The organism is Arthrobacter sp. B0316-1-20 (genome assembly GCF_059091865.1).
Map to the genome: position 1 here is coordinate 1 of NZ_JBNHHC010000068.1, position 14,580 is coordinate 14,580.

The 14,580-nt window shown below is 66.5% G+C and carries 14 protein-coding genes; all 14 read right to left on the reverse strand.

The window, feature by feature from the left end; all coding sequences use genetic code 11:
• Window positions 1-137: 137 nt before the first annotated feature.
• Complete coding sequence (gene rpsG / locus AC5RW2_RS37515) at window positions 138-608, reverse strand: 30S ribosomal protein S7 (RefSeq protein WP_127511056.1); 471 nt, start codon at window positions 606-608, stop codon at window positions 138-140.
• A gap of 1 nt (window position 609) precedes the next feature.
• Window positions 610-984, reverse strand: a complete 375-nt coding sequence (rpsL, locus tag AC5RW2_RS37520; RefSeq protein ID WP_136784929.1) for a 30S ribosomal protein S12 — start codon at window positions 982-984, stop codon at window positions 610-612.
• 473 nt (window positions 985-1,457) lie between these two features.
• Window positions 1,458-2,249 carry an IclR family transcriptional regulator domain-containing protein gene (locus AC5RW2_RS37525; protein WP_493963121.1) on the reverse strand — a complete coding sequence of 264 codons (792 nt, stop codon included), beginning with the start codon at window positions 2,247-2,249 and terminating at the stop codon, window positions 1,458-1,460.
• A gap of 25 nt (window positions 2,250-2,274) precedes the next feature.
• Window positions 2,275-2,919 (reverse strand): 3-oxoacid CoA-transferase subunit B, encoded by a 645-nt coding sequence (locus AC5RW2_RS37530; protein WP_493963122.1) that lies wholly within the window; start codon window positions 2,917-2,919, stop codon window positions 2,275-2,277.
• Window positions 2,919-3,605 carry a 3-oxoacid CoA-transferase subunit A gene (locus tag AC5RW2_RS37535; protein WP_493949461.1) on the reverse strand — a complete coding sequence of 229 codons (687 nt, stop codon included), beginning with the start codon at window positions 3,603-3,605 and terminating at the stop codon, window positions 2,919-2,921. Before AC5RW2_RS37535 ends, AC5RW2_RS37530 begins: the two co-directional genes overlap by 1 nt.
• A gap of 14 nt (window positions 3,606-3,619) precedes the next feature.
• Window positions 3,620-4,831, reverse strand: coding sequence for a thiolase family protein (locus AC5RW2_RS37540; protein WP_493949460.1), 1,212 nt, complete (start codon window positions 4,829-4,831; stop codon window positions 3,620-3,622).
• Window positions 4,832-5,045: 214 nt separating this feature from the next.
• Complete coding sequence (pcaC, locus tag AC5RW2_RS37545; protein ID WP_493949459.1) at window positions 5,046-5,504, reverse strand: 4-carboxymuconolactone decarboxylase; 459 nt, start codon at window positions 5,502-5,504, stop codon at window positions 5,046-5,048.
• Window positions 5,501-6,313, reverse strand: a complete 813-nt coding sequence (locus AC5RW2_RS37550) for an alpha/beta fold hydrolase (RefSeq protein ID WP_493949458.1) — start codon at window positions 6,311-6,313, stop codon at window positions 5,501-5,503. The genes pcaC and AC5RW2_RS37550 overlap by 4 nt, the downstream gene beginning before the upstream one ends.
• The gene (locus AC5RW2_RS37555) at window positions 6,310-7,788 is read right to left on the reverse strand and encodes a lyase family protein (RefSeq protein WP_493963123.1); all 1,479 of its coding nucleotides are present in this window, start codon (window positions 7,786-7,788) and stop codon (window positions 6,310-6,312) included. The genes AC5RW2_RS37550 and AC5RW2_RS37555 overlap by 4 nt, the downstream gene beginning before the upstream one ends.
• A gap of 6 nt (window positions 7,789-7,794) precedes the next feature.
• Window positions 7,795-8,367 carry a protocatechuate 3,4-dioxygenase subunit alpha gene (gene pcaG, locus AC5RW2_RS37560; protein ID WP_493963124.1) on the reverse strand — a complete coding sequence of 191 codons (573 nt, stop codon included), beginning with the start codon at window positions 8,365-8,367 and terminating at the stop codon, window positions 7,795-7,797.
• Window positions 8,367-9,212, reverse strand: a complete 846-nt coding sequence (pcaH, locus tag AC5RW2_RS37565) for a protocatechuate 3,4-dioxygenase subunit beta (RefSeq protein ID WP_493963125.1) — start codon at window positions 9,210-9,212, stop codon at window positions 8,367-8,369. Before pcaH ends, pcaG begins: the two co-directional genes overlap by 1 nt.
• 79 nt (window positions 9,213-9,291) lie before the next feature.
• The gene (locus AC5RW2_RS37570) at window positions 9,292-10,479 is read right to left on the reverse strand and encodes a 4-hydroxybenzoate 3-monooxygenase (RefSeq protein ID WP_493963126.1); all 1,188 of its coding nucleotides are present in this window, start codon (window positions 10,477-10,479) and stop codon (window positions 9,292-9,294) included.
• A 142-nt stretch (window positions 10,480-10,621) separates the two neighbouring features.
• A complete protein-coding gene (locus AC5RW2_RS37575) occupies window positions 10,622-11,377 on the reverse strand; it encodes an IclR family transcriptional regulator (protein ID WP_493963127.1) in 756 nt (251 codons plus the stop codon).
• 192 nt (window positions 11,378-11,569) lie between these two features.
• Window positions 11,570-14,580: DNA-directed RNA polymerase subunit beta' (gene rpoC / locus AC5RW2_RS37580; protein WP_494075144.1), on the reverse strand; the 3,011-nt coding region annotated here is incomplete at its 5' end.

Here is a 14,580-nt window from a genome sequence, read left to right on the forward strand (position 1 = left end):
TGCCGGCATCGATGTGGGCCATGATGCCGATATTGCGGACCTTCGTGAGGTCGGTTAGCACGTCCAGTGCCACAATGTCTCCCTTTGTAGGTGAGGGGTACGACGACGGCGGTTGGCGCCGTCGTCGTACCGGCTCTTTACCAGCGGTAGTGGGCGAAGGCCTTGTTGGACTCAGCCATCTTGTGGGTATCTTCGCGACGCTTCACAGCGGCACCGAGACCGTTCGACGCATCCAGAATCTCGTTCATCAGACGCTCGGTCATCGTCTTCTCGCGGCGGGCCTTCGAGTAGCCGACCAGCCAGCGCAGGGCCAGCGCCGTGGCGCGGCCCGGCTTGACCTCAACCGGAACCTGGTAGGTGGCGCCGCCAACGCGGCGGGACCGGACCTCCAGGGTCGGGCGGACGTTGTCCATGGCCTTCTTCAAGGCGGCAACGGGATCGCCGCCGGACTTGGCCTTGACGCCGTCGAGGGCACCGTAAACGATGCGCTCTGCGGTGGACTTCTTGCCGTCAACGAGAACCTTGTTGATCAGCTGAGTCACCAGCGGGGAACCGTGGACGGGATCTACAACTAGCGGCCGCTTGGGGGCCGGACCCTTGCGAGGCATATTACTTCTTCTCCATCTTCGCGCCGTAGCGGCTGCGAGCCTGCTTGCGGTTCTTGACGCCCTGGGTGTCAAGCGCGCCGCGAACGATCTTGTAGCGGACGCCGGGCAGGTCCTTCACACGGCCGCCGCGCACCAGCACGATGGAGTGTTCCTGCAGGTTGTGGCCTACACCGGGGATGTAAGCAGTTACTTCGACGCCGCCGGCGAGCTTGACGCGGGCTACCTTGCGGAGCGCGGAGTTCGGCTTCTTCGGGGTGGTGGTGTAAACGCGGGTGCAAACGCCGCGCTTCATCGGGCTGCCCTTAAGGGCAGGCGCCTTGGTCTTATTGACCTTAGGTGAGCGGCCCTTGCGGACCAGCTGGTTAATCGTAGGCACTTTCGTGTTCTCCGTTTTTCTTGGGCTTTGCCCCGCCTCACTTGCAGGGCCAGGCACTGTCGGTCGTCTTCGCACCCGCTGCCGAATCGAAGCGACCGTAGGCGTGCAAAAGTGTGGCATCCTCCGCGCAAGAACCCCGCGGACCGGAAACAGGCCCCGCCCCGGTTTGAATCGGAACGGCCTTCATCCACTGCCACACAAAACAATCGAAGAAAAGTCTATCAGAGAATCGCGCCGCCGGAGGACGGAGCCCGGCGGGAGCTGCCTGCACTGCCTTCATTGCCCCATGGCCGGCAGCAGGGCGGCTTCCAGCGGCTCGGCCAGCGTCTTCATGTAGGTGCCGCTTACATGGTTCACGTCCCGGTAGTTCCGGCAGAAACTTCCGCCGCGAGGTCACAGATTCCATCACCGGACATTCATCCACGCCAAGGACAACGAAAGTTGGCCGCGGGGTAAACGCCCGGGGGCTTGCCTTACTGCTGCGCGCGCAGGGCCTCGGTGATCTGGGCCGAGGCCGCCCGCAACTTGGGCAGCGCCTCATCGAGCACCGCGTCCACATCACGGGTGCCGTCCGCCAGCGAAGCCTGCATCGACATGTTCAACGCTGCGGCTACGGTGCCGTCCGGATGCAGGACCGGCACCGCCACCGAGCGCAGGCCGATCTCCAGTTCCTGGTCCACCAAGGACCAGCCTTGGCTGCGGACTTTGTCCAGCTCCGCCCTCAGTTCCACTGGGTCGGCGATGGTCCGGGGCGTCAGTTGCTCCAGCTTGGTGGAGGCCAGGCGCTCCTCCAGTTCCTCGGCCGGCAAGCCGGCCAGCAGCACCCGGCCCATTGAGGTGGCATAGGCCGGGAACCGTGTGCCCACCATGATCCCCACGGTCATAATCCGGCGGGTGTGGATGCGGGCGATGTAAACAATCTCGTCGCCGTCGAGAATCGAGGCGGACGTGGATTCGTGCAGCTGGGCGGACAGTTCCTCCAGCAATGGCTGCACCAGCTGGGGCAGACTCTGCCCGGCAAGGTAGGAATACCCCAGCTGGAGCACCAATGCGGTGAGCTCGAAAACGCGGCCGTCGGTGCGCACGTACCCCAGGTCCACCAGGGTGTGCAGGAACCGCCGCGCCGTGGCGCGGGTCAGGCCGGTCCGTTTGGAGACCTCGCTGAGCGTCATGGTGACGTTGTCGGCGTCGAACGCCCTGATCACGGTCAATCCGCGGGCCAGTGACTGGACGAACTGATCGCCGGGCGTTTTGGTCTCGGTCATGGTTCCTTCGAGCTGTACGTGGGTTTTACTCGGTGGGCGGGAGCAGCTTGATGTCCATCTTGGACTGCAACTCTTCCAGCGTGGTCCCGAATGTTTCGCGCACCCGGACGCCTTCCGGCGTCAGCAGGAAGACCGCGTCATTAGTGTATACGCGGGTGACGCAGCCCACGCCCGTGAGCGGGTAGCTGCATTCGGGCACCAGTTTGGGCGTGCCGTCCTTGGCGAACAGCGACATCATCACGTAGACGTCCTTGGCGCCGGTGGCCAGGTCCATCGCGCCGCCGACGGCGGGGATGGCGTCCGGGGCGCCGGTGTGCCAGTTCGCCAAATCACCGGTGGCGGAGACCTGGAACGCGCCGAGCACGCAAACATCCAGATGGCCGCCACGCATCATGGCGAAGGAGTCTGCATGGTGGAAGTAGGACGCCCCCGGCACTTCGGTGACCGGGACCTTGCCCGCATTGATCAGGTCCTGGTCGATCTCGTCACCCTGTGCCTCCGGACCCATCCCCAGCATGCCGTTCTCGGTGTGCAGCGTAATGTCCTGTTCGGCGGTCAGGTAGTTCGACACGGAGGTCGGCTGGCCGATGCCGAGGTTGACGAAGGAACCGGGCTGGATGTCCTTTGCGACCAGCCTGGCCAGGTCCTCGCGGCTGATTTTCTCGCTCACTAGTGTGCCTCTCCTTCTGCGGCCTGCGGCGCAATTTCGACGACGGTGTCAACGTAGATGCCCGGGGTCACGATGACTTCGGGATCCAGCTGGCCGGTCTCCACGATGCCGGAGACCTGGACGATGCTTTTCTTGGCGGCGGCGGCCATGATCGGACCGAAGTTGCGGGCGGTCTTGCGGTAGACCAGGTTGCCCTTCTGGTCCGAGGTCAGCGCCTTGATCAGCGCCACGTCGCCGTAGATCGGGGACTCGAGCACGTAGCCCTTGCCGTCGATCATGCGGGTTTCCTTGCCCTCGGCCAGCATGGTGCCGTAGCCGGTGGGCGTGAAGAAGCCGCCGATGCCGGCGCCGGCTGCCCGGATGCGCTCGGCGAGGTTGCCCTGCGGCACCAGTTCCAGTTCGATTTCACCTGCCCGGTAGGCGGTGTCGAAGTGCCAGGAGTCCGACTGGCGCGGGAACGAGCAGATGATCTTCTTGACCCGGCGCTCTTTGATCAGCAGCGCCAGGCCGGCGTCGGCCTGGCCGGCGTTGTTGTTCACCACCGTCAGGTCAGTGGCGCCGCAGTCCATCAGCGCGTCGATCAGTTCCATCGGCTGGCCGGCGTTGCCGAAGCCGCCGATCAAAACCGTGGCGCCGTCCTGGATGCCGGCCACGGCATCCTGGGCAGTAGCAGCAAATTTTGCCATGCTGGCTTACCTCCTTAGTTCTTGGTTGAGTTGACGTTTTCCAGCACGACGGCGAGGCCTTGGCCCACGCCGATGCAGATCGCGGCCACGCCCCAGCGCTCGCCCGACTCCTGCAGCCGGCGCGCCAGCGTGCCGAGGATACGGATACCCGAAGCGCCCAGCGGGTGGCCGATGGCCACGGCGCCGCCCCAGGCGTTCACGATGGCGGGATCGATGTCCCAGTTGTCGATGCAGGCCAGCGACTGGGCGGCAAAGGCTTCATTGAGCTCGACGGCGGCCACATCGGACCAGCTGATGCCGGCGCGCTTGACGGCCTGGTTGGCGGCCTCGACCGGTGCGAAGCCGAAGAACTGCGGCTCCAGCGCGGCGGCGCCGCGGCCGGCGATCCTGGCCAGCGGCTCGGTTCCCAGCAGCCCGGCGGCAGCCTCGCTGCCGAGCCACGCCGCGGACGCGCCGTCGTTCAGCGGCGACGCGTTGCCGGCCGTTACCGTACCGCCCTCAGGGCCGTCGGCAACCGGCCGGAAGACGGTCTTCAGCCCGGCCAGCACGTCGGCGGTGCTGGTGGGGCGGATGGATTCGTCGCGGGTCAGGTCGGTGCCCGGAACCTGCACCACCATCGAGTCGTATTTGCCCTCGTTCCAGGCCGCGTCGGCCAGGCGGTGCGAGGCAGCGGCAAACTCGTCCTGCCGCTCCCGGGTGATGCCGTGCCGCTCGCGCAGCTGCTCGGTGGCCTCGCCCAGGGAGACGGTCCATTCCTGCGGCATCTTCTTGTTCACCAGCCGCCAGCCCAGCGTGGTGGAGGCCAGGGTCATGTTGCCCGCGGGGTAGGGCTTCTCGGTCTTGGGCAGCACCCACGGCGCGCGGCTCATTGATTCGACGCCGCCGATCAGTACCAGGTCACCTTCGCCGGCGTTGATCTGGCGGGAACCAATGATCGCGGCGTCCAGGCTGGAGCCGCACAGCCGGTTCACCGTGGTGCCCGGAATGGAGGTCGGCAGGCCGGCCAACAGCGTGGCCATCCGCGCGACGTTGCGGTTCTCTTCGCCGGCGCCGTTGGCGTTGCCGAAGATCACCTCATCGATGCGCTCCGGGTCCAGGCCCGGCGCGCGGGCAATTTCCGCCTTGACCACTTCGGCAGCCAGGTCGTCGGGCCGGACGCCGGCCAGCCCACCGCCGAACTTGCCGAACGGGGTGCGGACGGCGTCATACAAATATGCCTGGTTCATTCGAGGCTCCTTTGTGGCGCACTTCTGGCGTGCGCCTTGGGTTACAGCAAACGGCCCGGTCCAGCGCTGTGGCTGGACCGGACCGCTCCATAGACATGATGGGGATCCGCGCAGGAACCCTCCGGGCCGGCTTCACCGGGCCCTGGACAGGGCCGGTAAACATCCGCTAAACCCCGGATGTGTTCGCTTCACGAACGCATGTACGTTATATGAACTATATCGAGGCGCTGTGATCCTCGTCAAGGCTGGCGAAAACGCCCTTGGCCACCTTGAACGCCACGTTCGCGTCCGGCACCCCGCAGTAGATCGCGGACTGCAGCACCACTTCCTTGATCTCGTCCCGGGTCATGCCGTTGGTCAGCGCCGCGCGGACGTGCATGGCGAATTCCTCCCAGTGGCCCTTGGCGATCATGGCGGTCAGCGTGATGGCGCTCCGTGTGGTGCGCGGCAGCCCCTCGCGGGTCCAGATGGTCCCCCATGCGTAGCGGGTGATCAGTTCCTGGAAATCCTGGGTGAACTCGTCGATCGAACTGTTCGCGCGGTCCACGTGCGCATTGCCCAGGACCTGCCGGCGTACGGCCATGCCGTCGTCGTAGACCTCCTGCTGGGTCTTGGCAGGATCGAAGGTGCGGTTCTCGCTCACGGCGGGTACTCCTTGGCTAGTTTCAGTCATCGGTGCGGCTGCGTTGAGGCAGCCAGGAAGAAATCGCGCAGCAGCGCCGCGGTTTCTTCGGGCGCTTCGGCGGGCGCCTGGTGGGCAGCGACATCGACGACGGCGGAGCTGCCCGTTTGCACGCCGGTGGCCACTGCTTTGGCGAACTCGGGCGGGCAGACTTGGTCCATACCGCCGGCAATAGCGATCACCGGGGTGCTGATCTCGCCGAGCCGTTCGCGGACATCGAAGCCGGCCAACGCCTCGCAGCAGTGCGCGTAGGCGAAGCGGTCGGCGTTCTGCAGTGTGTGCAGCAGCCGCGTGGTGCGTTCGGAATGCTTCTCGATGAAGCCCGGCGCGAACCAGCGCTGCGCTGAGCCGGCCACCATGGTGGGCGTACCGGCATTGCGCACGGTCTCCGCGCGCTCCAGCCAGGCGGACGGCTCGCCGATTTTGGCGGCGGAGCACACCACACCCAGTCCGGCGAAGCGGTCCGGGTAGTCCAGGCCCAGCTGCAGTGCCAGTTCGCCGGCCATCGAGACGCCGGCGAAGTAGACCTTGGCTTCGGCGTCGATGTCGCCGGCCGCGGCCAGCTTGTCCAGCATGGCCAGCACGCCCTCGGCGAGTTCGGCCATCGTGAACGGCTCGGTCGAGGCGGGGCTGGCCCCGTGGCCGGGCAGGTCCACTCCCACTACCTGGAAGTCCTGGAGATACGGTACGGCATCGATCCAGAGTGCCTTGGCTCCGGTGCCCAGGCCGGCGCCGGCCAACAGCACGGGCTTGCCTTTGCCCTCGGACAGCAGGGTGGGGGTGATGTCGGGAATGCTCACGAATGGCTCCATTCTGCATAGTGGGAAGTGATCCGGTCGATCAGTTCGCTGCTCTGGCCGATATAGCCAGCCGGATCCAGCAGTTCGGCCAGTGCCGCATCGCTCAGTTCGTCGACGGGCACCGCCTCGCGCAGCAGCTGCGCCAACGTGCCCTGGTTGGCCAGCGACTGGTTGACCAGGCTCTGGACCTTGGTCTTGCCGGTGCCCGGGGACTCGCCGTCGAGCAACGGCGCCACGGTGGCCATGATCCGTTCGCTGACCACCAGGTCTCCGGTGATGGCGAGGTTGCGGCGCATCCGTTCCGCGCTGACCACCAGGCCCGCGGAGAGTTCGGCCAGCTTGGCGGCTGCCCCGCCGGCCAGCCGGAGCAGCTGGCGGAGTGCCTGCCACTCCACATGCCAGGAGCCGTCCGGCCGCTCGTCGATGGCGCCGGCGGCCGCGGCCTGGATCTGGGCCAGATGCCCGGGCCCGGCCAGTGCGGCGCTGCGGATCAGCACGGACAGCACCGGATTCTGTTTTTGCGGCATCGCCGAGGAACCGCCGCGGCCCTCGGCGGCCGGCTCGGAGACTTCGCCCAGCTCGGGCCGGCTGAGCAACAGCACGTCATTGGCGACCTTCCCGGCGGCGGCCAACACATCGGCCAGCGCCGCCGCGAGTTCGGTGACCGGCAGCCGGTTGGTTTGCCACGGCGCCACCGGATCGGCCAGCCCCAGCCGTGCGGCGAGGCGGGCCGCCAAAGCCAGCGCACCGCCGTCGTCATTCGGGGCAGCGGCGTGTGCCGCAGTGCTGGCAGATGCTTCGCCGTGCGCCGCGGTCTGGCCCACAAGGTGGGCGGGCCGGTTGGCCAGGTCGGTCAGCGCGGCCATGGTGCCGGCCGCCCCGCCCCACTGAAGCGGCAGGCCGCCGGCCACCTGCTCCAGCCGGACACCGGCCTGGGCCACACCGGAGAGCCAGTTCGCGGCCTTGAGCCCGAACGTGGAGGGCAGCGAATGCTGGGTCAGCGTCCGGGCCACCGTGATGGTGCCGCGGTGTTCGTCCGCCTGCCGTGCCAGCGCGGCGGCGGCGGACTTCAGGTCGGTGACAATGCCGGCCAGCGCGCGGCGCGCCATCAGCATCATTGCGCTGTCCAGGATGTCCTGGCTGGTGGCACCCCGGTGGATCGCCGAGGCGGCGGCCGGATCGTGCTTCTTGGTTTCCGCCCTCAGGTCGGCGAGCAGCGGGATGACCGGGTTGCCGCCGCCTTGGGCACGCTCTGCCAGCGCCGCCGCGTCGTAGAGGTCTGCCCGCGAGGCCTGCTCGACGGCCGGAACGGCGTCTGCGGGCACCAAACCGGCGTTGGCCAGCACGCGCGTCCATTCGAGCTCCACGTCGAGCATGGCTTGGATGAATTGGTAGTCGCTGGTTAAACGGGATGCTGCTGTCCCGGCCGAAGCCGGAGACAGCAGCCCGAAATCAGCGTGGTCCGCTGGATTCATGGATTCCTAGACTCCCGGGTAGCTCAGGAAGACGGTTTCGCCTTCACCCTGCAGCCGGATGTCGAAGCGCAGGTCGCCGTTCGGCTCGCGCTCGGCGATCAGGGTCTTCCGCCGCTCTTCCGGCAGCGAGGACAGCAGCGGGTCATTCGCCAGCGCCTCGGTGTTCTCCGGCAGGTAGATCCGGGTGAACAGACGGTTCAGCAGGCCGCGGGCAAAGACCACCAGGGAGATGAACGGGGCCTTGCCCTGCTCGGTGGCGCCCGGGTTGACCGTGGTGAAGGTGTAGTAGCCAACGTTGTCCACGGCCACCCGGCCGAAGCCGGTGAAGGTGTGGTCGTCGCGGACCAGCGAACCGGTCTCCCGGGAGATCTCGCCGTGTTCGTCGGCCTGCCAGATCTCCAGCAGGGAGTCGGGGATCGGGCTGCCGTTGCCGTCCGTCACCACGCCGTGCAGCCGGATGGATCCGGGGTGCGCGCGGTGGACCAGCTGGCTGTCCTTCTCGTAAGGCAGCGCGAAGCCGTAGAACGGACCGATGGTCTGGCCCGGGGTGGCTACCAGTTTGGTGGTGGACTCGCTCATCAGTGCTCCTCGCCTTCTTCCATCCAGGTGCGGTTGCTGCCGGAGAGGACGATGTCCCAGCGGTAGCCGGTGTTCCATTCGTGGCTGGTGACCGAATGGTCGTAAGTGGCAACCAGGCGGTCGCGCGCATCCTGGTCGGTGATCGCCTGGTAGATCGGATCCAGCGGGAACAGCGGGTCGCCCGGGAAGTACATCTGGGTGATCATCCGCTGGGTGAAGTCCGTGCCGAACAGCGAGAAGTGGATGTGCGCCGGACGCCAGGCATTGTGGTGGTTCTTCCACGGATACGGCGCCGGCTTGATGGTGGTGAACTTGTATTCGCCGTTGGGGCCGGTGATGCAGCGGCCCACGCCGGTGAAATTCGGGTCGATCGGTGCCGGGTGCTGGTCGCGCTTGTGCACGTAGCGGCCGGCCGCGTTGGCCTGCCAGATTTCCACCAGCTGGTTGCGCACCGGGCGGCCGTCGCCGTCGAGCACGCGGCCCTGCACAACAATCCGCTCGCCGAGCGGTTCGCCGTTGTGCTGGATGGTCAGGTCAGACTCCAGGATGTGCACGTCCCGCTCGCCGAACGCCGGGCTCCACAGCTCGATGGTCTCCGGATCCGCATGGTGCAGGTCCTTGGTGGGGTGGCGCAGCAGTGAAGAACGGTAGGGCGCAAAGTCAATGCGCGGCTGCGTTTCCTGCGCTTCGCCGGCTTCCACACCCTTGCGGTAGGTTTCGTGGATATCGGTAATTTCCTGGCTGATCTGGTCCTGCGAATCCGCGGTGGCGGCAGGATCCAGCACGTGGCTGTCGTCAAACGTCTCGGCGTCGAAAGCCTCGTCCTGAGCAGTAGCGTCGCTCATCGAGAACTCCTTTCTGATTTACGGGTCTAGCAGTTCGGGGTCAACGGGCCCGCCTTGGGTTCACGCGGCAGGCGGTGGGTTACTTGTGCGGCCAGCCGGTGTAGGACTCGGCCAGGTACTGCTGTCCGAACCGGGATCCGGTCACGGTGGCCAGTTCGCCCAGGGCACGCTTGGCTTCAAACGGTGAGGCGTCCTTGCGGGTGTGCAGCATGCTGGTCATCCAGTAGGAGAAGTTCTGCGCCTTCCAGACCCGCTCCAGGGCCAGGTCCGAGTAGCCCTCCAGCAGCGCGTCGCTGCCGGTGGTGTAGAACGAATCGATGGCTTCGAACAGCACCTTGACGTCGGCGAAGGCCAGGTTCAGTCCCTTGGCGCCGGTCGGCGGCACGGTGTGTCCCGCGTCGCCGGCCAGGAACATGCGTCCATGCGACAGCGGTTCACGGACGAAGGACCGGAAAGCCAGCACGGTCTTGTCGAAAATCGGGCCCTGCTTGAGCTCGAAGCCGTCGGGTCCGTCCACCCGCTTCTGCAGTTCGGCCCAGATCCGGTCCTCGCTCCAGTCGTCCACGTTTTCGGTCGGGTCGCACTGGAAGTACATCCGCTGGACGGTCTCGCTGCGCTGTGAGATCAGCGCGAAGCCGTGCGGGGAGTTGGCGTAGATCAGTTCCGGCGCACTCTTCGGGGCCTCGGTCAGGATGCCGAACCACGCGAACGGGTACTCGATCTTGTAGTCCTGCTCCCCCTTCACCGCGCGGCGGCAGAAACTGCGGGAGCCGTCGGCACCGACCAGGATGTCGCAGTGCACCTCGAAAGCGGTGCCGTCCTTCTCGGTGAAGCGGAACTTGGGTGTAGTGGTCTCCAGATCAAGCACCTCGGTGACCTCGGCCTCGTAACGCACGTCGCCGCCGTCGCGCTTCCGGGCCGCGGCCAGGTCCACGAAGACCTCGTTCTGCGCGTACAACGTCACCGTTGCGTCCACCAGGTCCTTGAAGTCCAGCGGGTGCGACTCGCCGTTGAAGCGCAGGTCGATGCCCTCATGCTCGTCGCCCTCGGTGAGCACCCTGCCGTCAACGCCGGTGTCCGTGAGCATCTTGACCGAGCCCGCCTCCAGGATGCCGGCGCGGTGCGTGTTGCGGATCGTCTCGTGATCGCGCGATTCCAACACGATGTTGTCAATGCCCTGCTTGGCCAGCAGGTGGCTGAGCATCAGGCCGGCCGGTCCGCCGCCGACAATGCCGACCTTGGTCTTGATGATCTGCGCCTGCACCATAAGTGAGTCTCCTGAAGCCGTATTGGTCGCGTCTTGATCCAGTGTGACCCGGCCGACAAGCCGAATGCGCCCGCGTTCTCATTCAATGAGAATTACGACGGCGGTGTGCTCCGGTCTTATCCGTCCAGCCGCCCCGGTCTGGTCAGGGCAGCGCGACGCCCATCGCGCGGGAGATGCCGCGTGCCGCGGTCATCAGCGCCGGCACCACGGCGTTGAAGTTCTCGAAGCCCAGCGGCACCACAATGCCGAGGGCTGCCACCGGCCAGCCGGCCGGACCCGCCACCGGGACGGCCACGCCGGTGGTGTCCACATCGATGCGCCCGTCGAACGTGGCATAGCCACGCTTGCGGATGTCGGCCAGGTGCCGGCGCAGGTCGAAGGAGACCGAGTCCCCGGAGGTGACGGCTTCCGGGTGGCGGGAGAGATAGGCCTCCTGGACGTGGTTCGGCGAATGGGCCAGCAGCACCATGCCCATCGAGGTCCGGTGAACCGGCATGCGGCCGGCGATCTGCGCCTGGTTGACCACCGAGCCGCGGCTGGAGAGCCGCTCGATGACCAGGACTTCGTCATCGCGCAGCACCGCCAGCTGGGTGTGCTGGCGCACCACGGACTGAATGTCCTCCATGAACGGCATCGCAGCCTGCCGGAGGTCCACGGCCGGCGAACTCCGGTTGGCCAGTTCCCACAGCCGGAGGCCCAACCGGATCTCGCCGGTGCCTTCCTTGGTCAGCAGCCCGTGCCGCGAGAGCTCGTCCACCAGCCGGTAGGTCGTTGCCAACGGCACATCCGCGCGGCGGGACAAGGTGGCGACGTTCATTGCCGGCTTGTCCGGTTCAAACGCCGACAGGATGCGCACCAGCCGGTCCAGCATCGAGTCTCCGGACGGGGAATTGGCCATGCTCCTAGGTTCTCACGCCGGCGTGAAGGGCAAACGACGCTGCTTAAACGCCGAACCGCCTCCCGCTGCCCCGGTATCGGGGAGCAGGAGGCGGCTCATTGCTTCAAGCCAGGGCGCGGCAGCGCCCCTCAGGGTAGGGCTCGGGGGCCCCGCCGTGGCGACGAAGTCGCCACCGCGGGAGCGCTCTACTCGCTAGCGGTAGTCGTTGCCCAGATCGTAGTCATCCAGCGGGATGGCGTGGAACTCGGGCGTCATCGAACCGTCGCCGCCGGCGTAGTCGAAGTCGCCGAAGGCGCTGGGGCCGGTGAAGAGGTTGGCCTTGGCTTCCTCCGTCGGCTCCACCGTCACCTGGGTGTACCGGTCCAGGCCGGTGCCGGCCGGGATCAGCTTACCGATGATGACGTTCTCCTTCAGGCCGAGCAGCGGGTCGGACTTGCCTTCCATGGCCGCCTGCGTCAGGACGCGGGTGGTCTCCTGGAAGGACGCGGCCGACAGCCACGACTCGGTGGCGAGCGACGCCTTGGTGATGCCCATCATCTCGTCACGGCCGTTGGCAGGCTGCTTGCCCTCGGAAACCGCCTTGCGGTTCTCCGCCTGGAAGCGGCTGCGTTCGGCCAGCTCGCCCGGCAGCAAGTCGGTTTCGCCCGACTCGATGACGGTGATGCGGCGCAGCATCTGCCGGACAATGACTTCCACGTGCTTGTCGTGGATGCCAACGCCCTGGCTGCGGTACACGCTCTGGACCTCGTCCACCAGGAACTTCTGGGCCTGGCGCGGGCCGAGGATACGCAGCACCTGCTTGGGGTCCTTGGCACCGGTGACCAGCTGCTGGCCGACCTCCACGTGCTGGCCGTCTTCGACCAGCAGACGAGCACGGCGCAGCACCGGGTAGGCGATCTCTTCCGAACCGTCATCGGGGGTGACGATGACGCGCATCTGGCGCTCGCCGTCCTCGATGGTCACGCGTCCGGCCACTTCGGCCATCGGCGCGACGCCCTTCGGCGTACGGGCCTCGAAGAGCTCCTGGATACGCGGCAGACCCTGGGTGATATCTTCCGCGGAGGCAACACCACCGGTGTGGAAGGTACGCATGGTCAGCTGCGTGCCGGGCTCACCGATGGACTGTGCGGCGATGATGCCGACAGCCTCGCCGATGTCCACGGTCTTGCCCGTGGCCAGCGAACGGCCGTAGCAGAACGCACAGGTACCGACGGCGGACTCACAGGTGAGCACGGAGCGCACCTTGATCTCGGTGATGCCGGCATCGATCAGTTCCTGGATCAGCACATCGCCGACGTCGGAGCCTGCCGCGGCCACCACGGTGCCCTCGGAGTTCACCACATCGGTGGCCAGCGTGCGGGCGTAGGCGGAGTTCTCCACCTCTTCGTGCCGGCGCAGTTCACCGTTGTGGTCGGGCTCGGCGATGACCGTGGTCAGGCCGCGCTCGGTGCCACAATCCAGTTCGCGGACGATCACGTCCTGCGACACGTCCACCAGACGACGCGTCAGGTAACCCGAGTTGGCGGTACGCAGCGCGGTATCGGCCAGGCCCTTACGGGCGCCGTGCGTGGCGATGAAGTACTCCAGCACCGACAGGCCCTCACGGTAGGAGGACTTGATCGGGCGAGGGATAATTTCGCCCTTCGGGTTGGCCACCAGACCACGGATACCGGCGATCTGGCGAACCTGCAGCCAGTTACCACGGGCACCGGAGGACACCATGCGGTTGATGGTGTTCTCCTTGGTCAGGTTCTTCCGCATCGCGTCGGCAACCTCGTTGGTCGCCTTGTTCCAGATGTCGATCAGTTCCTGGCGCCGTTCGTCGTCGGCAATCAGGCCCTTGCTGTACTGGGACTCGACGCGGGCCGCCTGGGTTTCGTAACCCTCCATGATGGCGGCCTTCTCGGCCGGAGCGGCGATGTCGGAGATTGCCACGGTGACACCGGAGCGGGTCGCCCAGTAGAAACCGGCATCCTTGAGGTTGTCCAGCGTTGCCGCGGTGATGACCTTCGGGTAGCGCTCGGCCAGATCGTTCACGATCGCCGAGAGCTGGCCCTTGTCCGCCACGCGCTCAACCCAGGGGTAATCCTCGGGCAGGGTGTCGTTGAAGACGACCTGGCCGAGCGAGGTTTCGATCAGCGCTTCCTGGCCCTCTTCCCAACCTTCCGGCGCCGGCTGGTCCACGCTCGGCACGAAGCCGGGCACGCGGATCTTGACGACGGCGTTCAGGTGCAGCTCGCCGGCATCGTGGGCCATGATGGCCTCCGCCGGGCTGGCGAAGACACGGCCTTCGCCTTCTGCGCCTTCGCGCTTGGTGGTCAGGTGGTGCAGACCGATGATCATGTCCTGCGAGGGCAGGGTCACCGGACGGCCGTCCGACGGCTTGAGGATGTTGTTCGAGGAGAGCATCAGGATGCGCGCCTCGGCCTGCGCCTCGGGGCTCAGCGGCAGGTGCACAGCCATCTGGTCGCCGTCGAAGTCGGCGTTGAAGGCTGCACAAACCAGCGGGTGCAGCTGCAGCGCCTTGCCTTCCACCAGCTGCGGCTCGAACGCCTGGATGCCCAGGCGGTGCAGGGTTGGTGCACGGTTGAGCAGCACCGGGTGTTCGGTGATGATCTCTTCCAGCACGTCCCACACCTGCGGGCGGAAACGCTCGACCATACGCTTGGCGCTCTTGATGTTCTGCGCGTGGTTGAGGTCAACCAGGCGCTTCATCACGAACGGCTTGAAGAGCTCCAGCGCCATCTGCTTGGGCAGGCCACACTGGTGCAGCTTCAGCTGCGGACCGACCACAATCACGGAACGGCCGGAGTAGTCGACGCGCTTGCCCAGCAGGTTCTGGCGGAAGCGGCCCTGCTTGCCCTTGAGCATGTCGGAGAGCGACTTCAGCGGACGGTTGCCCGGCCCGGTGACCGGACGGCCGCGGCGGCCGTTGTCGAACAGCGAGTCCACAGCTTCCTGCAGCATGCGCTTTTCGTTGTTGACGATGATCTCCGGCGCACCCAGATCCAGCAGCCGCTTCAGGCGGTTGTTGCGGTTGATCACGCGGCGGTACAGGTCGTTCAGGTCGGAGGTCGCAAAGCGGCCGCCGTCCAGCTGCACCATCGGGCGAAGCTCCGGCGGGATCACCGGAACGGCGTCCAGCACCATGCCCAGCGGCGAGTTGGTGGTGGTCAGGAAAGCGTTGACCACCTTCAACCGCT

Excerpts from the sequence above, each read along its gene's own strand:
- rpsG (WP_127511056.1), bottom strand. The coding sequence starts at position 608 with ATGCCTCGCAAGGGTCCGGCCCCCAAGCGGCCGCTAGTTGTAGATCCC.
- AC5RW2_RS37525 (WP_493963121.1), bottom strand. The coding sequence starts at position 2,249 with ATGACCGAGACCAAAACGCCCGGCGATCAGTTCGTCCAGTCACTGGCC.
- AC5RW2_RS37535 (WP_493949461.1), bottom strand. The coding sequence starts at position 3,605 with ATGGCAAAATTTGCTGCTACTGCCCAGGATGCCGTGGCCGGCATCCAG.
- AC5RW2_RS37540 (WP_493949460.1), bottom strand. The coding sequence starts at position 4,831 with ATGAACCAGGCATATTTGTATGACGCCGTCCGCACCCCGTTCGGCAAG.
- pcaC (WP_493949459.1), bottom strand. The coding sequence starts at position 5,504 with ATGACTGAAACTAGCCAAGGAGTACCCGCCGTGAGCGAGAACCGCACC.
- AC5RW2_RS37555 (WP_493963123.1), bottom strand. The coding sequence starts at position 7,788 with ATGAATCCAGCGGACCACGCTGATTTCGGGCTGCTGTCTCCGGCTTCG.
- pcaG (WP_493963124.1), bottom strand. The coding sequence starts at position 8,367 with ATGAGCGAGTCCACCACCAAACTGGTAGCCACCCCGGGCCAGACCATC.
- pcaH (WP_493963125.1), bottom strand. The coding sequence starts at position 9,212 with ATGAGCGACGCTACTGCTCAGGACGAGGCTTTCGACGCCGAGACGTTT.
- AC5RW2_RS37570 (WP_493963126.1), bottom strand. The coding sequence starts at position 10,479 with ATGGTGCAGGCGCAGATCATCAAGACCAAGGTCGGCATTGTCGGCGGC.
- AC5RW2_RS37575 (WP_493963127.1), bottom strand. The coding sequence starts at position 11,377 with ATGGCCAATTCCCCGTCCGGAGACTCGATGCTGGACCGGCTGGTGCGC.